This window comes from Methylobacterium sp. CM6257 (genome assembly GCF_054611515.1).
Genome location: NZ_CM137735.1, coordinates 7,143,694 through 7,161,655 on the forward strand (window position 1 = coordinate 7,143,694; position 17,962 = coordinate 7,161,655).

Below are 17,962 nucleotides of genomic sequence, written 5' to 3' on the forward strand. Positions count from 1 at the left end.
GCGAGCCATCGCGGTCGGCCGGGACGTCGCGCCCTCTGGGCAGGATCGTATCCGCGGTCAGGCGACGGCCAGCGTGCGCCGGTAGATCGCAATCAGGGAGGTTCCGACATGCTCGATGTGGGCGCGCATGAGGTCCGCCGCCGCGTCGGCCTTTCGCGCCTCGCACAGGTCGAGAATCTGCGTGTGCTCCCGCTCGGCGCGGGCGATGTCGTCGGGGGTCGAGAGCTGGATGCGGGCCGGACGGTCGCAATCCTGCAGCAGGCCGGACAAGATCGTCATCGAGCGCGGACGATCCGAGTACCGCAGGAGATCGAGGTGAAAGCGCCGGTTCAGCTCGCCCCAGCGGAGGACCTCTCGGGCTTCGAGGGCTTGGCTATACTCGCGCGAGACCGCACGGAGTTCCTGAAAGTCGCTCTTCGTGAGATGGGGCGCGGAAAGCACCAGGAGCTGCGGCTCGAGCTGGCCGCGCAATTGGAAGATGTCTTCCACTTCCTCCAGGGAGAGGCCCGAGACCACGGCGCCGCGGTGAGGGGCGATCTTGACCAGATTGCTGGCTTCGAGCTGCAGCAGCGCTTCCCGCACCGGGATCCGGCTGATCCCGAACTCCTCGGCCAGGGCATCCTGGCGCAGCTGAACGCCGGGAAGCAACTCCCCATTCAGGATCCGCTGCCGCAGCGAATCGGCCACGGCCGCAGCCATGGTCTTGTGGCGCAGCCGGTCGGGTGCGGGTCGTGCCGGAGCCGCTGGGGACATCGACGCCTCGAAAATAGGTACACAATCATACATAAGCGTGCGGAACTGAGAAATCCTCGTCGAGGACGACACGTTTCTCGCCGCGGGCGATGTCAGGGCGCCACCGTCGCGGTGAGCGCGCGCGGCCCGCTCCACCCGCCATCGAACCACGAGCGCCTGACCGGATCGTGCGGGATCCGAAGAGCACGCGCCAGGTCATTGTGGCCGTCACCGCGCGCTTCCCTACAAGGCATGTTCCACGCCTGGGTTCCGCCGGTCTTCCCGCGAGCGCGACGAAGGAACATACTCCACGCGCGACATTGGCACCCTCAAGTACGTTAGGTTTGCCCCACGCGCCCGATCCCGGATCGCTCCGAGGATGCGTTCGGATTCGCCCAGGGCGCTTGGGCGAGCCTCTGTCCGAGATACCCGATGAGTGCGGTGATCCGGGCCGGGCGCGGGTCGCCGGGCGGCGTGACGAGGTGCAGGGCGATCGGGGGCGGCGACCAGCCGGGCAGGACGCGCTCCAGGCGGCCCGTTTCCAGGTCGTCCCAGATCATGAAATCGGGCTGCAGCGCGAGGCCGAGGCCGGCCCGGAGCGCCGGCGCCAGCGCCTCGGCGTTGTTCGCCCGCAATGGGCCGCCGGGCGCGACCACAACCTCCGCTCCGGCCTCGTCCACGAATCGCCAGCGGTCGGGCGTCGGCAGGTAGGCGTAGCCGAGGCAGGCATGGCGGGCGAGGTCGTCCGGATGCCGCGGCCGGCCGTGCCGGTCGAGATAGGCCGGGGTGGCCACCAGCGAGCGCCGGATCGCGCAGAGCCGGCGCGCCCGTAGGGAAGAGTCGGGCAGGGCCGCGATCCGCAGCCCGATGTCGAACCCGCCGCCCACGAGATCCACCACGGCGTCGGAGAGGTGCAGGTCCACCGACACGGACGGGTATTGTGCCAGGAAATCGGGCAGAAGCGGCGCGACATGCATGATCCCGAAGGTCATGGGTGCTGCCAGCCGCACCAGCCCGCGCGGCTCGGCGGCGCCCGCGATGGCGAGCGCTTCGGCCGCCTCGCCCTCCGCCAGGATGCGCGCCGCGCTGGTCCGGGCGGCCTGTCCCGCCTCGGTGAGCGCGAGCCTGCGCGATGTCCGGTTGAACAGCCGGGCGCCGATCCGGGCCTCCAGCCGGCTCACCGCCTTCGAGACGGTACCCTTCGAGAGTCCGAGATCCGACGCGGCCCCGCCGAAGGAGCCGGTCTCCACGACCTTGGCGAACACCGCCCAGGCCTCGAAATCGGGAAGCCGCATGTGTCAGATCCGGAAACGATAGGTTTCCATCGTTTCTATTTTTCCGAGCCGTGGCAAGGGGCACATTCCCGTCATCGGAAACGCGCCGCTCCTCTCGCGGCGGACTCCCGGGAGACATCGCCATGGTTCAGACCGGCCTCCACCACGTCACGGCCTTCTCCGGCCCGGCCTTGCGCAACCTCGACTTCCATACCCGTGTGCTCGGGCTGCGGCTGGTGAAGAAGACCGTCAACTTCGACGATCCGGGCACCTACCACCTCTATTACGGCGACGCGGCCGGGCGGCCCGGCACGATCCTGACCTTCTTCCCCATCGAGCACGCCGCCCCCGGCCGCGTCGGGATCGGCGAGACCCAGGAGACGGCGTTCCGGGTGCCCCGCGCCTCCATCGGCTGGTGGACTCACCGGCTGATCGAGAAGGGCCTCACCCACGAGCCCCTCGTCCAGGTGTTCGGCGAGCCGACTTTGCGGTTCCGCGATCCCGACGGCATGATGCTGGCGCTGGTGGGCGTCGATGTCGGGGATGAGTCGGGCTGGGCCTCGGCCGAAGTGCCGGCCGAGCACGCGATCCGCGGCCTGCACGGCGTGACGCTCCTCCTCGACAAGGCCGAGCCCACCGCCGCGATCCTCACGGAGGTGCTGGGCCTCGGCGAGGTGGGCCGCGAGGGCAGCCTGATCCGGTTTGCGGGCAGCGCCGACCTCGGCGGCCTCGTCACCCTGCGGGCGGTCGGCGGGTTCCTCCGCGGCCGGCAGGGCGCCGGCTCGGTCCACCACATCGCGTTCCGGGCGGCGGACGACGCCGCGCAGGCCGCGATGGCCGATGCGCTCACCGCGCGGGGTCTCCACGTCACCGAGCAGCGCGACCGCCAGTACTTCCGCTCGATCTACTTCCGTGAGCCCGGCGGCGTGCTGTTCGAGATCGCCACGGACGCGCCCGGCTTCGCGGTCGACGAGCCGGAGGAGGCTCTCGGCCAGGCCCTGAAGCTGCCCGCCGGACTCGAGCCGCACCGGGCCCAGATCGAGGCCGTGCTGCCCAAGGTCGCCTGAACCCTCAAGCCCGCCCCGCGCAGAGCGGGGCGGGATCCAGACCCCCGCGAGGTTGCCATGACCGACCAATCCCTCGGCTTCATCCACCGCTTCGAGCCTGGCCCGGATGCCGCGCACCCGCTGCTTCTCCTGCACGGGACCGGCGGCAACGAGAGCGACCTCCTGCCGCTCGGCCGGATGGTCGCCCCCGGCGCTGCCCTGCTCGCTCCGCGTGGGACCGTCTCCGAGAACGGGATGCCGCGCTTCTTCCGGCGGTTGGCGGAAGGGGTGTTCGATGAGGCGGACCTGCGCCGCCGCACCGAGGACCTGGCCGCCTTCGTGGCGGCGGCGCGCGACCGTTACGGACTCGGGGCGCCGCTGGCGCTGGGCTTCTCGAACGGCGCCAACATCGCCGCATCGCTGCTGATGCTGCGGCCGGGGATCCTGGCGGGCGCCGTGCTGATCCGCCCGATGGTGCCCTTCGCCGAGCCCCCGGCGGCCGACCTCGCGCGCCGGCCGGTCCTGATCCTCTCCGGGGCGATGGACCCGATCGTGCCGGCGGAGAACGCCCGCCGTCTCGCCGGACAGCTCGCGGCCTCCGGAGCCGAGGTCGAGCACCGCATCCTCCCCACCGGCCACGGCCTGTCCCAGGCCGATGTGAGCCTCGCCGCCGACTGGGTTCGCGCTCGCGCGATCCCCGACGCGGCCTGATCTTCGCCAGCCCCCAACAGCACAGCACGGATACGCACCATGGCCTCCTCGATCGCCCCCGCCCCGACCGTCTCCGGAGCGCTGCCGGCCGCTCTCCTGCCGGTGACCGGCCGGGTCCTGATGAGCGCGCTTTTCCTGGTGAGCGGCGCCGGCAAGCTCGCCGCACCCGCCGCGACGCTCGCCACCATCCGGGCCGCCGGCCTGCCGCTGCCGGAAGTCTCCTTCGCCGCCGCGGCTCTGGTGGAGATCGCCGGCGGCCTGCTGCTGATCGCCGGCTACCGAGCCAGGCTCGTCGCGCTGATCCTGGCCGCCTTCGCGGTGGCCACCGCGCTGACCTTTCATACGGCCGTCGCGGACCCCAACCAGATGTTCCACTTCCTGAAGAACCTCGCCATGGCGGGGGGGCTGCTTCAGGTCGCGGCCTTCGGGTCCGGCCCGCTCAGCCTCGACGCGCGACAGGGCCGGGCGTGACCGGACGCCCCCTTCGGACGGAGCCGCGGCACCGGCCCCTGGCCTTCATCCAGAGTTGAGCCGGGTGGCGGCCTTTCCCGCGCCGGGCGGTGCGCCTAAAGGCTGGCGGGGCCTCGGACCGGGGCCTGCCAGCACACGGAACCGCGGATGCCGACCACCGACGCCCCTCTTGCCCTCGGGATCATCGGCGCGGGGATCATGGGCGAGCGCCTGCTCAACGCCATCCACGCAGCGCCCGACTCGCCCGTCCGGATCGCCGCGATCTGGGATCCGGTTCCGGAGGCCCTGGCGCGGATCGGCGCGGCGTTTCCGGCGGTGCCCCGCGTCGCCGACGCCGCCGCCGTCGTGGCGGCGAGCGCCTGCGTCTACGTCGCCTCGCCGCCCGCCTCGCATCTCGGCTACGCCCGCGCCGCCCGCGCCGCGGGGCGGAGCGTCTTCTGCGAGAAGCCGCTCGCCATCGATCTCAGCGAGGCCCGGGCCTTCGTGGCGGAGGCCGGGGCTGCCGGCGCGGTGAACTTCCCCTTCGCCTCCGCGCCGGGCGTGGCGGCGATCGAGCGCTGGATCGCCGAGGGTGCGGTCGGGACGCCGCGGCGGCTCGGCGTCGCGGTGGAATTCGCCCGCTGGCCACGCCCCTGGCAGGCCGACGCGGCGCGATGGCTCGACGCGCGGGAAGAGGGCGGCTTCACCCGCGAGGTGGTCTCGCACTTCCTGTTCCTGGCCCGCCGCCTGCTGGGCCCCTTGCAGGACCTCCGGGGACGCATCGACTTCCCGGAGGCCGGCCGGTCCGAGCGGGCGGTCGACGTTACGCTCACGGCGGGGGGCTTCCCGTGACGCTGACCGGCCGGGTCGGTGGTGTCACCGCGGACGACCACAACACCTGGACGCTGGAGGGCGACGCGGGGGCCGTGCGGCTGCGCGACTGGGCCATCGCCGAGCGCCGCGGCCCGGACGGGCACTTCGAGCCGGAACCCGACGCGATCCCCAACGAGCGGCTGCGCCCGATCACCCTCCGGCGCCAGATCGAGGGCGTGGTGCGGATGGCGCGCGGCGAGCCCCACCACCTCGCCACCTTCGCGGAGGCGCTCGCCGTGCAGGAGGCGGTCGAGGGCATCCTGGCGCTGTGAGGGCGGGTGCCCTCAGACTTCCAGGAGGTCGACCAGGAACGGGATCAGCGGCGCGTCGGCCGGCGGCATGGCGAGATCGCGTAGCGCTCGCGGCCGAACCCATTTGAGCGCCTGCCCCTCCATCGGGCGCGGCGTGCCCGTCCAGCGCCGGCAGACGTAAAGCGGCATCAGCAGGTGGAAGTCCGGATAGGCGTGGCTGGCGAAGGTCAGGGGCGCGAGGCACGGCTCCTCGACCCGAATGCCGAGTTCCTCCGCGAGCTCCCGGATCAGCGTCTGCTCGGGGCGCTCGTCGGGCTCGACCTTGCCACCGGGGAACTCCCACAGACCGGCGAGCTGCTTGCCCGCCGGACGCTCGCTCACGAGCACGCGGCCGTCGACATCGACGAGGGCCACCGCGACGACGAGGAGGAGGCGCAAGGGGGACGGTTCGGGCTGGCTCATTGCGCCACCGCGAAGGTGGCCGAGACCTCGGAGGACATCTGGATCGTGCCGGCTTCGATCGGGACCCTCCGGCCCTTGGCGGCCACGGGCGCCGCGAGGGCGCGATTGGCCATCGGGAACGGCGCCCCGCCCTGGGCCGAGAGGGTGCAGAGCGGGCCGAGCTTGGTGCCCAGCGCCGCGGCGAGCGCCTCGGCCCGAGCCCGGGCGTCGCGCGCCGCCGCCACCTGGAGCGCCGATTCGGCCTTGTCAGGCTCGCGCAGGCCGAAGCTGACGGAATCGATCCGGTTCGCTCCCGAATCGAGGGCCTGGCGCAGCAGGTCCCCGAGGCGGTCCATGTCGGCGAGCCGGACGGTCACGAGGTTGCCGGCGCGGTAGCCGTCGGGCTCTTCGGTGGTCCCGCCGCCGGGCCGGACCACCGAGCGGGTTGCGGCCTGGAGCGTCACCGCGGCCGTACCGATATCCGCCGCCGGCACGCCGAGGGCGCGGGCTTGCGCCGAGATCCCGGTCACCGCCTTCGAGGCCGCGTCGAGGGCCGTGGCCGCGGTGGCGCCCCGCGCCTCGACCCCGACCGTCACCTCGGCGAAGTCGGGCGCCCGCACCTCCGCGGCCCGTCCGACAACGCTGATGTGGCGCTTGCAGGCCGAATCGTCGGCGAGCGCCGGGGCGGTGCACGCCGTCAGGAGGACGAAACCGGCCGGCACGAACCTCACGAGCGGTAATCCCCGTTGATCTCGACGTAGGCCTTCGTCAGGTCGCAGGTCCAGACGCGGGCCTGGCCGTCGCCGAGTCCGAGATCGACCCGGATCCCGATCTCCGGCTCGCGCATCACGGCGCTCGCGGCAGCCTCGCTGTAATCCGGGTCGCGGGCGCCCTGGACGGCGACGCGCACATCGCCGAACCAGATCGCCAGCCGGTCCCGATCGGCGGGCTCACCGGCCTTGCCCACCGCCATCACCACCCGGCCCCAGTTGGCGTCCTCGCCGGCCACCGCGGTCTTCACCAGCGGCGAGTTGGCGATCGACATGGCGATGCGGTGCGCGGAGGCGTCGCTCTCGGCGCCCGTCACCCGCACGGTGACGAACTTGCGCGCGCCCTCGCCATCCTTGGCTACGAGCTGGGCCAGCTCGATCAGCAGGCTCTCCAGCGCATCGCGGAAGGCGGCCAGCCGCGGGTCGGCGGGATCGGAGACCACGGCGTGGCCGGCCTTGGCCGTGGCGAACAGCATCAGCGTGTCGGAGGTGGAGGTGTCGCCGTCCACGGTCACGCAGTTGAAGCTGGTCTTCGTGCCCGCCGACAGCAGGTCCTGCAGCACCGCCTGGGGCAGGGCGGCGTCGGTGAAGATGAAGGACAGCATCGTCGCCATGTCGGGGGCAATCATGCCGGCGCCCTTGGCGATGCCGTTGATCGTCACCCGCACGCCGTCGATCTCGGCCGTGCGCGTGGCGAGCTTCGGGAAGGTATCGGTGGTCATGATGGCCCGCGCCGCCTCGGCCCAGGCGGCGGGTCCCTCCGTGGCCCGGGCCGCGCAATCCGCGAGCACGCCCTCGAATCGCTCCGCGGGAAGTGGTTCCCCGATCACGCCGGTGGAGGCGACGTAGACCTCGCGCCCGCCGCAGCCCGCCGCCTGCGCGGCGATCTGGACGGTCCGCGCCACCGCCTCCCGGCCGAGGCGGCCCGTGAAGGCGTTGGCGTTGCCGGAATTGACGATCAGCGCCCGCGCCGAACCGTCGGCCAGGGCCTCCCGGCACCAATCCACCGGCGCCGACGGGCATTTCGAGCGGGTGAACACGCCCGCCGCCCGGGTCCCGGCCTCAAGCGCGACATAGAGCACGTCGGTCCGGCCGCTGTAGCGGATCCCGGCCTGCGCGGTGGCAATCCGCACGCCGGGAAGCGGTGGCAGTTCCGGCATCGCGGTCGGCGCCAGCGGGGAGACGGGAGGGGATTTCGCGGACGACATCGGCTCGGGCTCCGGCAGCGCGCGGCTCAGGTCCCGCGGCCGGCCGGTGTTGCCCGCGCGACCCCCGCGGCGTCAACCGCTTGCCCAACCTATGGCCACGCTTCGGGCTGCACCGCCTTTGTGCAGCCGCGGCGCCGAATGCGGCGCCTTCGCGGCGTCGGGCTTGCGCCAGGATTGTGTCCCGGCTTAGCATGCTGCATCGCAAAGCCAGCGCGAAGTCGAGTGCGGAATGTCCACAGCCGACGTCGAGACCGACTCCAGCACGCTCCCGCAGGGCGGATGCTACCGGATCCAGGTCCTCGTGGTCGGCCGGCACAAGCACTGGCGCGACGAGGTGGCCGCGCAGGTTCGCCTGCTGGGCTATCAGGTGACCGCCTGCGACCGCGGGGTCGATGCCATGACGGTCCTGGCTCTGGGGCTGCCCGTCGACGTGATGGTGGTCGATTCCGCCTTGCAGGGTGGCCTGTGTTGCGCACAGCTCGCCGTCGAGGCGCGGGCCCTCCGCCCGGGGCTACGGATCGTCCTCGCCAGTGACTTGGTCGATGCCGTGGATGGAGAGGCCTCGGCTCAGGTGCCGGATGCGCTGCTCGTCCGGCGCGATCAGTTCCAGAACGGGATGGTCGCCATCACAATGCGCGAGGCACTGGCGAATCGCGCCGCCTGACGGGGGAGGCGACCGGCTTCGGGACGGCCGGTTGGCGGCGCTCCGCGCATGACAGGCGGACTGCGCTTCGCCTTCTCACGCCCTCTCGGATAGAATGCCGCCTGCCTCGCTCCGGAAGGCCGAAGGATGCCGCTCCGCGCGCCCGTGCCAGACCTTCCCGCAGACATCAAACCGCTGCGCTCGAATCGTTTCAGCGTGCGAGCCGGATAGGCTGGCTCCCGGACTTGCACGCGGATCCGTTCGACTCGATGGGATCCGGTCTCGGCCGAAGGCTCTCCTTACTGCTGCCGGTACGTTGACGTCGCCCCGTTGCGCATTCAGCGGTGGATCGGCATTGACGGTATCGTGCCTCGTGAAAAGATGACAATTGAGATTTTCTCGAAGTCATTTCCATATTTAGCGCCGGTTGAATCAATATATTTTCTAGACGCTGCATTAGATGAAAAATGCTCGAATTTTGTTCTAGGTGGAGAAAGAATTTTAGCGCGGAAAAACCGTTGATGTGTCGTCCGGATCCTGACACATGTCGCGTCGGGTGAACGATTCGGGGGTTGGATCTGTGAAGTTTGGAATAAGATCCAGGCTGTACAGCGGATTTATCTTGCTTGTATCAATTGCCGCCTTGATCGGTGCACACGCTATTTATCAGCAGGATGGACTCAATTCCGATTACGAGGAGCACACCCGCCTCAGTCAGCAGGCACAGGCAATCCTCGCGATCGACGCTCTGGCCGCACGTCTCAAGAGTCATGCGGAGCTCTATCGGCTGTCTCCGAACTCGGAGCGGCTCGCCGCGATGGAGGAGGCTCGCCGCACCATCGAGGAGACTTGCGAGAAACAGTTCGCCAAGGCCCTGACGGATCTCGGGCGCAAGCTCTACGCGCAGATGCAAGATGACGCCCGGGCGCTGAAACCGGAACTGGAGCAGCTCGCGCGGGCGGGCACTACCCTGAGCGGCGCCAAGATGCAGTTATTCGAGGTGGGAAATACCCTCGCCCGGCTCCTGAACGGGTTAATCGCGGAGGTGCGGGCGCATTCCGGAGAGGCGACGGTCAATCGAGCCCTGAACATCGAGAATGCCGTTCTGAGGGCGCGTATCGCCTCCGCCCGCTTCACGATCAATCTCGATCCGCAGGATCGGACCGCGTACGCCGAGAGGATCAAGGAGGCGCGCTCCGCGCTGAATGCGTTCAGGACGGGCCTGGGTGGAGTCTCGTTGGGGCCGCAGGCGAAGGCGGTCGGCGACGCGCTCGATGCCGCTTCCGCCAGCTTCCATGCCTATGATCACGCGATGGCCACGGCGAAGGCGACGTTCGAGGCCGGCATCAAGCCGCGCATCGAAGCGATCGATCAGATCGGCGAGACGTTGCGCGGCAAGATCGTCGCCGGCATCGAGAGACGGACTTCGGCGGCAGCCGAAACCGTGGCGAGCGCCCGGCGCATTGAGATCGGCTTGGTGGGCTTGGCCCTGTTCGTCGGAGGAGCGCTGGCCTTCCTGATTGCCCGCAGCATCAGCGGACCGATCATCGGGATGACGGATGCGATGCGGCGGCTGGCCGCGGGGGACACCGCCGTGGCGGTGCCCTCGCAGCATGCGAGCGGCGAGATGGGCGCCATGGCCAAGGCGGTCGAGGTGTTCCGCCAGAACGCCATCGCGCGTGCCGAGCTGGAGGCTGCTCAGGCGGCCGAGCTGGAGACTCGTCGGCGGCGGACCGAACGACGGGAGCAGCGGGTCCGGGCCTTCCAGCAGGCGGTCGCGGGGTCCCTGGAGGTCGTGACCGCCTCCGCCGCCGAACTCGATGCCACCGCCCGGTCGATGACGCGGGTGGCCGACGACACCAACAGCCAGGCGGTGGCCTCCAGCACGGCCGCCGAGCAGACCTCGGCCAACGTCCAGACCGTGGCGGCGGCGGCCGAGGAGATGTGGCATCGCTCCAGGAGATCGAGCGTCAGGTCGTGCGCTCCAACGCGGCGGCCGAACATGCCGCCCACGAGGCGGAGGCGACCAATGCCGTCATGGCGAGCCTGCGCGCGGCAGCCGAGCAGATCGGGGCGGCGGTGACGCTGATCTCGGGGATCGCGGGCCAGACCAACCTTCTGGCGCTCAACGCCACCATCGAGGCGGCACGGGCCGGCGAGGCAGGGCGGGGCTTTGCGGTGGTGGCCGCGGAGGTGAAGGAACTGGCAGGCCAGACGGCGCGGGCCACCGAGGAGATCGGCGGGCAGATCGCGGCGATCCAGGCCGCATCCGGTCAGGCCGCGGAGGCGATGCAGCAGATCGCGCGCACGATCGCGTCGGTGAACGAGATCAGCGGTTCGATCGCCGCGACGGTGGTGGAGCAGACGGCGGCGACGAGCGAGATCTCGCGCAATGCCGGCGAGGCGGCACGGGGCACGGAGGACGTGTCGGCCAACGTGGCGCGGGTCCTGGCCGCCTCCGGCGAGACGGGCAGCGCCGCCGCGCAGGTGCTGAGGGCGGCCACCGCGCTGGCGGCGCAATCCCTGAAGGTCAAGCAGGAGATCGAGACCTTCCTGGACGACATCCAGGCCGCCTGAGGGCGCGCAGCGCCCCGGACCAGCCCGGCGGGCGCCCGCCGGCGGCGATGCCGCCGGAGTCGTCTAGATCGCGGCGGCCGGATCGGTCTCGTCGCCGTCCCGTCCACGGCGCTCGCGTGGGCGCCGATCCAGGAAGGACCGCCCCAGGGCGCGCAGCGGCGCCGTCAGGCGGCGGACATCCTCGGCCCGCTCCATGAAGCGCTCGCCGTTGCGGATTTCCTTGTCGAGGCGGGCCATGGTCCGGGCCAGCGCCGGGTCGTCGTCGTCGAGCCAGACCTGGGTGACGCGAGCGAAGGCGATCACCACGCCCTGGAGCTTGAGCTGACCCAGCGGTCCTTCGGTGTCGATACCGGCCGCGGCCAGCATGTAGCGGTGCGAGTTCAGCATGACGCCGTTCAGGGCCAGCATCGAAAGCGGCTCGCCCCGCATGGCGTAGGCGATCCGGCGCAGGGCCGGCTTGTAGGGCGTCATGGCGTCGAGGCGGCGCATCAGCACGTCGAACAGACGCTCCCGGGTCGGCTCGTCCTCCAGGCCCGTGGTGTCGCCTTCCAGGACCTTCCGGTCGATGATCCGGGCGAGACCGCCGAGGATGGCGCCCTTGGACGGGAACAGGTCGCGCAGCTCGGCGAGCGTCAGGCCGGCCTCCCGGGCGACATCGCTGATCTCGATGTCGTTCCAGGGCTGTTCGGCGGCGAGCCGCATCAGGGCCTCGACGGCGGCCTCGCGGGGCGGCAGCTTCGGCGCGCCCTGGGCCGCGCTCTCCTGCGCGGGAGCCTCGTGCACAACGCTCTCCTGCGTGACGCTCTCGTGGGTGCGGCCTGCCTTGGCGGGACTCGCGGCCTTGCGGGGGCGCTTCGAAGGGGCTTTGCTCTCGGTCATGGGTCTATCGCCCGCTGTCTGTCGGTCGTCCCGCTTCATGTAGGCAGGCCGGCGCCGAAGGGCAGGGCCGTCGCGCGGCCATGCCGCACGGGCGGCGGCCGGATGTCAGCCGGACAGTTCTGCCGCCCGCCGCCGGGCCGCCGCCACCGCCTCCCGCATCAGGGTGCCGAGACCGTCCGGCCGCATCAGCACGTCGAGGGCCGCCGCCGTGGTGCCGCCCGGCGAGGTGACGTTGCGGCGCAGCTCCGCGGCCTCCGCCGGGCTCGCGTCGAGCAGGGCCCCGGCGCCCGTCACGGTCGCCCGGGCGAGATCTCGCGCCACGTCCGGGTCGAGCCCGGCGGCGATCCCGGCCTCGGCCAGCGCCTCGACGAGGAGGAAGACGTAGGCGGGCCCGGAGCCCGAGACCGCCGTCACGGCATCGATCTGGGCCTCGTCGGTGAGCCACGCCACCATCCCGTTCGCGGCGAACAGTGCCCCGGCCGCCGCTTGCTGCTCGGCCGTCACCTCCGCACTCGCGCAGGCGCCGGTGGCCCCCCGGCCGATGCTGGCCGGCAGGTTGGGCATCGCCCGGACCACTGCCCGCGCCCGCGGAAGCCGGCCGCGCAGGTCCGCGATGGTCTTGCCCGCCAGGATCGAGACGAGGAGCGTGTCGCGGCCGATCAGCCGGTCGAGACCGGGTGCGGCCGCCTCCAGGCCCTGGGGCTTGATCGCCAGGACCAGCACGGCGCCCGGATCGGGATCCGGCGGATTGAGGGCGATGCCGCGCTGCGCGCAGAGATCCGTGATCTCCCGGGCCGGCACCGGTTCGATGATCGTGGTGCGGCGCGGATCGAGGCCCGCCTCGAGCCAGCCGGCCAGCATCGCGCCGCCCATCTTGCCGGCCCCGGCCAGGACCAGGGAGGCGGGCATTCGCGCCGCAAGGGAGCCCGGTGCCGTCACGCCTCGCCTTCGGTCTCGAACAGCACGGCGTCCAGCGCCTCGCGGGCGCTCTTGCCGGCCCAGAGCACGAACTGGAACGCCTGGAAGTAGCGCTCGCAGGCGTCCACGGCAGTCTTCATCATCGTGGCGCATTGCGGGTGCGTCGGAACCGCCCCGCCCGCCAGCAGGAGCGCGTGGCGGAACATCACCACGCTGTCGCTCGACCACAGGTCGAAGTGGCCGACCCAGAGCTGCTCGTTGATCAGCGCGATCAAGCGCATCACCTCGGTCCGCTGCCGCTCCGGCACCTTGAGATCGAAGGCGCAGGCGACGTGCAGCGCCTCCACGTCCTCGATCCACGTGAAGGCCACGTTGTAGTCGGTCCACCGGCCGGGGCTCGTGACCGACATCTCGTCGGTCTCGGCCCGGTCGAAGATCCAGTCGCGCAGGGACGCCAAACGCTCGACGACGTCGAGCGGATGCTCGTTCCGGTCCGGGTCGTGGAAGTCGACGTTGAGAAGCGGCATGACGATCCAAAGGGACGGCCCGGATGTTCTCCGGTCCGACGTGACGGTGACGCGAAACCGGAGCGTGAGAACACTCCGAGAACTGGAACAGCCGGCAGATATGCGCCGGGGGTGAAGCGATCGACTGTCAAAGCTCCGCGGACATCGCCCCGCAGCCCCCGAATCACCCTATGCCCGACTATAGACCGGCCGTGACTCGCGACACAAAGTGCAGGTCACATTCAGTGAACAGGAAACGGGATCGTCGACACCGCTTCCTGTGTAAAAGCTCCTGGCGTTGCCGCGAGGACTCAAACCACCTCGCTCAGCCCGGCGGTACCCGCGCCGGCGCTGCCGGCCTTGGCTTCCAGGGCCGCGACGCGGGCCGAGAGGGCTTCGTTCTGCGCCTGCAGGTTGGTCACGAGGTCGCGCAGGACATCGAGTTCCTCGCGCGAGGCGATGTCGAGGTCGCGGACGACGCGCTCGAGCTGCGCCTTGACCACGGTTTCAGCCTCGCGGCGCACGCCCTGGGCGGCGCCGGCCGCGTCGGTCATCAGGCGGGCGAGGTCGTCGAACAGTCGGTTGGAGGGGGGCATCCTGGTCTCCCGGATCGGCCGGCTGCCGCGACGGCCGCCTGACTGCGCGATTCGAGGTGACGAGATAGGAATCTTCGAGGTGGTGAGCAACGGCCGGGCCCGCCCGGGCGGGCGGAGCAGGGCCGATCGAGCCCGCTCAGCCCGCGAAAATCACATGTGGCGCATCTCACATGGGGCGCATCCTGCGGCGGTGGATGCGGCGATGCATCATCCGGCGCTCCATGGGCGTCATGCGGACCTGCCTGACGGAATCCGGCGCGGCGAGCGCGCCCGGCCTGCCGGGGGCCGCAGACGCGGGCTGCACGACGGCGGCGCAGCCGATCGAGGCCGGGACCGCGAAGGCGAAGGTCCGTTTCTTCACGAGGAGACTCCAGCTTCCTGATGGCCGGGTTCGGCGCCCGGTTCATCCGCCCGGCCGGGCGGTTCGGAGAGTCGTCTCGTGCCGCGGGACGGCACGGCGGGCCTCGCAGGACCCGCCGCGGTCAAGTTCTGTGTTAGAGATTCGTTTCCTCGAAGGCCCTCACCCACTCGGCACAGATGCCGGAGCGCACGATGTCGTCGCGGGTGAACTCCACCACCGGGATGGGCATCATCCGGCTCTTCACGAGGTGCATGGCGGTGCGCAGGCCCGAGGTCTCGCGCAGGTCCGTCTGGGACACGTCGCCGTTGATGATGACCTGGCAATCGTCGCCGATCCGGGTCAGGAACATCTTGATCTCGTTGGTGGTGGTGTTCTGCGCCTCGTCGAGGATCACGAGGCAGTTCTTGAAGGTGCGCCCGCGCATCACCTCGAACGGCACGATCTCGATGTCGCCGGTCTTGAGGGCGATCTCGAAGGCGGCCGCGCCCATCCGCTCCTTCATGGCCTCGGTCAGCGGGGCGACCCAGGGGGCGATCTTCTCTTCGAGAGTGCCGGGAAAGTAGCCCAGCGAGCGGCCCGAAGGCACGTTCGGGCGGGTGATGATGACCTTGGCGATGCGGCGCTGGCGGAGCTGGTCCGCGGCGCGGGTGCCGGCGATGTAGGTCTTCCCGGTGCCGGCGGGACCCAGAACGATGACTTGTTGGGAGCGCGCGAGGGCCTCGAGATACTCGGCTTGGCGTTCGGTAAGAGGTTGGATCGGGCTGAGGTTGCGTTCTTCGTCGAAGCGCGTGCGGTGGATGCGGGACGTGCGGTCTTCAACCAGTTCAAGTCGTGCGCGGCGTCTCTTCATGGATGTACACTCCAACGGGACTTGCCAACCTGGATCTGTCTCTGAACTGCCGTTTACCTGCTTGCTCCCGATTCTACTCGTTTGCGGAACTAATACCGGCCCCTAACCGAAGGTTCCGCCCCGCGCTCGTCCGCCTGTGGAGAGCGTCACGACGTGCCGAACGCGGCCGAATACGCAATGCAACTGCCGCACCAGCGTCATTCGCATCCGACGATTGCGCGCGTGGTGTGACTACGGGGTGACGGTTGAGGCGGTCGCCGGGAAAAAGTCGCCCGGCTGGCACGGATGCATCAGATCCAGGATGGGGGAGACGCGATGACGCGGCATCCGGCACGACCTCGATCCTCCCCGCCCGCCCGGGCGAAGCCGGCCGATCCTGCCGCCCTGAAAAGTCCGGGCTTGATCGGCGGGACTAGGCTCATCCAGCCTGGATGAAACTGTCGAGGACCATTTTCCGGCCAGCTTTATCGAAGTCAACGGTCAGCTTGTTGCCATCGACACCCGCGACTGTTCCAGGCCCGAACTTGGTGTGGAAGACCCTCTGCCCGTTCTGGAACGCGGAGGGTGCGCCCGTGGACTTGGCGATCAGCTCGCCCTCGATCTGCCGCGGGCCGCCGGCCCGGCCGCCCGGCGCCGACCTGAAGCCGCCCCCCGACCGGCCGCCGAGGCCCGGGGCGGTGTTGGCCTGTGCCCGCTGCCAGCCGGGCGTGCCGTAGCTCGACCCGAACGGCGCCGGGTTGCGGTCGAACCGCGAGGCGCCGGCCGAGAAATGGGCGGGCGCCTCGACCACGTCGACGGCCGATTCCGGCAATTCGTCGATGAAGCGGGACGGGATGGTCGAAGACCAGAGACCATGGATGCGCCGGTTCACCGCGAAGGAGAGCTTCGCCCGCTTGCGTGCCCGGGTGAGGCCGACATGGGCCAGACGGCGCTCCTCCTCGAGGCCTGCCCGGCCGCTCTCGTCGAGCGCCCGCTGGTTCGGGAACAGGCCGTCCTCCCAGCCGGGCAGGAACACGGTGTCGAATTCGAGCCCCTTGGCGGCGTGGAGCGTCATCAGCGAGACCCGCTCGGCGCCCTCGGCCTCGGAGGCCTCCATCACCAGGGAGACGTGCTCCAGGAAGGCCGCCATGTCGGGGAATTCCTCCATGGAGCGGACGAATTCCTTCAGGTTCTCCAGGCGGCCGGCGGCATCCGCCGAGCGGTCCTTCTGCCACATCTCGGTGTAGCCGGATTCCTCGAGGATGGTCTGCGCAACCTCGCTGTGCGGCTGCGACTCCACAAGGCGCGCCCAGCGGGAAAAGCCCTCGGTCAGTGCCCTCAGGGTCGAGCGGACCCGGGGCTTCAGCTCGTCGGTCTCGCACAGGCGCTGGGCGGCGATCAGCAGCGGCACCCGGTTGGCGCGGCCATAGGCGTGGAGCTGCTGCAGCGTCGCGTCGCCAAGGCCGCGCTTGGGCGTGTTCACGATCCGCTCGAAGGCGAGGTCGTCGCTGACGTTCATGGTGACGCGCAGGTAGGCCAGCGCATCGCGGATCTCGGCCCGCTCGTAGAAGCGCGGACCGCCGATGACCCGGTAGGGCAGGCCGAGCTGGACGAACCGGTCCTCGATCTCGCGCATCTGCGCCGAGATCCGCACCAGCACGGCAATCTCGGAAAGAGGGTGCTTCTTGGCCTGGAGCGCCTCGATCTCCTCGGCCAGCAGCCGCGCCTCCTCCTCGGAGTCCCAGGCGCCGGTCACGGTGACGCGCTCGCCCGGCTCGTCGTCGGTGCGCAGGGTCTTGCCGAGCCGGCTCTCGTTCCGTGCGATCAGGCCCGAGGCGGCCGCCAGGATGTGGCCGGTGGAGCGGTAATTGCGTTCCAGCCGCACCACGACCGCGCCGGGGAAATCGTGCTCGAAGCGCAGGATGTTGTCGACCTCGGCGCCGCGCCAGCCGTAGATCGACTGATCGTCGTCGCCCACGCAGGCAATGTTCTTGCGCGCTTGGGCCAGCAGCCGCAGCCACAGATACTGGGCGACGTTGGTGTCCTGATACTCGTCGACCAGGATGTAGCGGAACCGGTCCTGGTAGTTCGCGAGGATATCCGGGTTCTCGCGCCAGAGCTTGAGGCAGAGCAGAAGGAGGTCGCCGAAATCGACGGCGTTGAGGGTCGCCAGCCGGGCCTGATAGGCGGTGTAGAGGGCGCCGCCCTTGCCGAACGCGAAGGCGGAGGCCTCGCCCGGTGGCACCTGCTCCGGCCCGAGGCCGCGGTTCTTCCAGCCGTCGATGGCGTGGGACAGGGCCCGGGCCGGCCAGCGCTTCTCGTCCACGTTCTGGTCGAGGATGACCTGCTTCATCAGCCGGAGCTGGTCGTCTGTGCCGAGGATGGTGAAGTCGGATTTGAGCCCGACCAGCTCGGCATGGCGGCGCAGGATCTTGGTGCCGATGGCATGGAAGGTGCCGAGCCAGGGCATGCCCTCGCCGGCGGGACCGATCAGGGCGCCGATCCGGTGCTTCATCTCCCGGGCGGCCTTGTTGGTGAAGGTCACCGCCAGGATGTCGAAGGGGCGCGCCCGACCGGTGGCGATCAGGTGGGCGATGCGGGTGGTCAGCACCCGGGTCTTGCCGGTGCCGGCGCCGGCCAGCACCAGAACCGGCCCCTCCGTTGTCTCGACGGCGCGGCGCTGCTCTGGGTTGAGCCCGTCGAGGTAGCCGGTGGCCTCGCGGTGCAGGGCGCCCATGGCGCGGGCGGCAATGGAAGAGGACGGAGCGCCGTCCCCGGCGGGCAGCGCGTGCGGGCGATTCTGCATCCCGCTTCCCTGGACCAAATCGCGAACGGCGTCGAGGCCGTTCGGGCCGGATGCGACCGGAGCGTGTGTGCGGAGCCGCTGCGCGGCTCCG

Annotated in this window: 20 protein-coding genes; 8 read left to right on the plus strand and 12 right to left on the minus strand. The window is 70.5% G+C overall.

Annotation, left to right across the window (positions count from 1 at the left end; genetic code table 11):
* Positions 1-57: 57 nt before the first annotated feature.
* Both ACYCO6_RS35030 and ACYCO6_RS35035 read right to left on the minus strand, forming a co-directional pair.
* Entirely contained in the window at positions 58-753 is a 696-nt protein-coding gene (locus ACYCO6_RS35030; protein ID WP_459768107.1) for a GntR family transcriptional regulator, read from the minus strand.
* Positions 754-1,070: 317 nt separating this feature from the next.
* Complete coding sequence (locus ACYCO6_RS35035) at positions 1,071-2,027, minus strand: LysR family transcriptional regulator (protein WP_459768109.1); 957 nt, start codon at positions 2,025-2,027, stop codon at positions 1,071-1,073.
* A gap of 122 nt (positions 2,028-2,149) precedes the next feature.
* Between ACYCO6_RS35035 and ACYCO6_RS35040 the strand changes: the two genes are divergently transcribed.
* The 5 genes from ACYCO6_RS35040 (at position 2,150) to ACYCO6_RS35060 (ending at position 5,358) form a co-directional block, all read left to right on the plus strand.
* Complete coding sequence (locus ACYCO6_RS35040) at positions 2,150-3,073, plus strand: ring-cleaving dioxygenase (RefSeq protein ID WP_459768111.1); 924 nt, start codon at positions 2,150-2,152, stop codon at positions 3,071-3,073.
* Between the two features lie 57 nt (positions 3,074-3,130).
* Entirely contained in the window at positions 3,131-3,763 is a 633-nt protein-coding gene (locus tag ACYCO6_RS35045; RefSeq protein ID WP_459768113.1) for an alpha/beta hydrolase, read from the plus strand.
* Positions 3,764-3,802: 39 nt separating this feature from the next.
* Positions 3,803-4,234 (plus strand): DoxX family protein, encoded by a 432-nt coding sequence (locus ACYCO6_RS35050; RefSeq protein ID WP_459768115.1) that lies wholly within the window; start codon positions 3,803-3,805, stop codon positions 4,232-4,234.
* Between the two features lie 147 nt (positions 4,235-4,381).
* A complete protein-coding gene (locus ACYCO6_RS35055; protein ID WP_459768117.1) occupies positions 4,382-5,065 on the plus strand; it encodes a Gfo/Idh/MocA family oxidoreductase in 684 nt (227 codons plus the stop codon).
* Positions 5,062-5,358: a hypothetical protein gene (locus ACYCO6_RS35060; RefSeq protein WP_459768119.1), complete on the plus strand. Its 297-nt coding sequence runs from the start codon at positions 5,062-5,064 to the stop codon at positions 5,356-5,358. Before ACYCO6_RS35055 ends, ACYCO6_RS35060 begins: the two co-directional genes overlap by 4 nt.
* Positions 5,359-5,370: 12 nt before the next feature.
* Here the strand turns inward: ACYCO6_RS35060 and ACYCO6_RS35065 are convergent, their stop codons facing one another.
* From ACYCO6_RS35065 to argJ, 3 genes are read right to left on the minus strand one after another with little or no spacing between them, the layout of a single operon-like run.
* Entirely contained in the window at positions 5,371-5,799 is a 429-nt protein-coding gene (locus tag ACYCO6_RS35065) for a (deoxy)nucleoside triphosphate pyrophosphohydrolase (protein ID WP_459768121.1), read from the minus strand.
* The gene (locus tag ACYCO6_RS35070; protein WP_459768123.1) at positions 5,796-6,509 is read right to left on the minus strand and encodes an SIMPL domain-containing protein; all 714 of its coding nucleotides are present in this window, start codon (positions 6,507-6,509) and stop codon (positions 5,796-5,798) included. Before ACYCO6_RS35070 ends, ACYCO6_RS35065 begins: the two co-directional genes overlap by 4 nt.
* The gene (argJ, locus tag ACYCO6_RS35075; RefSeq protein WP_459768125.1) at positions 6,506-7,756 is read right to left on the minus strand and encodes a bifunctional glutamate N-acetyltransferase/amino-acid acetyltransferase ArgJ; all 1,251 of its coding nucleotides are present in this window, start codon (positions 7,754-7,756) and stop codon (positions 6,506-6,508) included. Before argJ ends, ACYCO6_RS35070 begins: the two co-directional genes overlap by 4 nt.
* Before the next feature lie 229 nt (positions 7,757-7,985).
* Between argJ and ACYCO6_RS35080 the strand changes: the two genes are divergently transcribed.
* The 3 genes from ACYCO6_RS35080 to ACYCO6_RS35090 all read left to right on the plus strand — a co-directional run bounded on the left by ACYCO6_RS35080 (position 7,986) and on the right by ACYCO6_RS35090 (position 10,976).
* Positions 7,986-8,420 carry a response regulator gene (locus ACYCO6_RS35080; RefSeq protein ID WP_459768127.1) on the plus strand — a complete coding sequence of 145 codons (435 nt, stop codon included), beginning with the start codon at positions 7,986-7,988 and terminating at the stop codon, positions 8,418-8,420.
* Between the two features lie 601 nt (positions 8,421-9,021).
* Positions 9,022-10,482 (plus strand): HAMP domain-containing protein, encoded by a 1,461-nt coding sequence (locus ACYCO6_RS35085; RefSeq protein ID WP_459768129.1) that lies wholly within the window; start codon positions 9,022-9,024, stop codon positions 10,480-10,482.
* On the plus strand, positions 10,437-10,976 hold the full coding sequence (locus ACYCO6_RS35090; RefSeq protein WP_459768131.1) for a methyl-accepting chemotaxis protein: 540 nt from the start codon (positions 10,437-10,439) through the stop codon (positions 10,974-10,976). The genes ACYCO6_RS35085 and ACYCO6_RS35090 overlap by 46 nt, the downstream gene beginning before the upstream one ends.
* 63 nt (positions 10,977-11,039) lie before the next feature.
* Here the strand turns inward: ACYCO6_RS35090 and ACYCO6_RS35095 are convergent, their stop codons facing one another.
* The 7 genes from ACYCO6_RS35095 to ACYCO6_RS35125 form a co-directional block, all read right to left on the minus strand.
* Positions 11,040-11,855, minus strand: coding sequence for a TetR/AcrR family transcriptional regulator (locus tag ACYCO6_RS35095; RefSeq protein WP_459768133.1), 816 nt, complete (start codon positions 11,853-11,855; stop codon positions 11,040-11,042).
* Positions 11,856-11,960: 105 nt separating this feature from the next.
* On the minus strand, positions 11,961-12,764 hold the full coding sequence (gene proC / locus ACYCO6_RS35100) for a pyrroline-5-carboxylate reductase (RefSeq protein WP_459773868.1): 804 nt from the start codon (positions 12,762-12,764) through the stop codon (positions 11,961-11,963).
* Between the two features lie 26 nt (positions 12,765-12,790).
* Positions 12,791-13,300 (minus strand): type III secretion system chaperone family protein, encoded by a 510-nt coding sequence (locus ACYCO6_RS35105; protein WP_459768135.1) that lies wholly within the window; start codon positions 13,298-13,300, stop codon positions 12,791-12,793.
* A 290-nt stretch (positions 13,301-13,590) separates the two neighbouring features.
* Positions 13,591-13,875, minus strand: coding sequence for an accessory factor UbiK family protein (locus ACYCO6_RS35110; RefSeq protein ID WP_459768137.1), 285 nt, complete (start codon positions 13,873-13,875; stop codon positions 13,591-13,593).
* A 166-nt stretch (positions 13,876-14,041) separates the two neighbouring features.
* Complete coding sequence (locus ACYCO6_RS35115) at positions 14,042-14,236, minus strand: hypothetical protein (protein WP_459768139.1); 195 nt, start codon at positions 14,234-14,236, stop codon at positions 14,042-14,044.
* Between the two features lie 133 nt (positions 14,237-14,369).
* Positions 14,370-15,086 (minus strand): PhoH family protein, encoded by a 717-nt coding sequence (locus tag ACYCO6_RS35120; protein WP_459768141.1) that lies wholly within the window; start codon positions 15,084-15,086, stop codon positions 14,370-14,372.
* A 418-nt stretch (positions 15,087-15,504) separates the two neighbouring features.
* Positions 15,505-17,871 (minus strand): ATP-dependent helicase, encoded by a 2,367-nt coding sequence (locus ACYCO6_RS35125; protein WP_459768143.1) that lies wholly within the window; start codon positions 17,869-17,871, stop codon positions 15,505-15,507.
* Positions 17,872-17,962 lie beyond the last annotated feature (91 nt).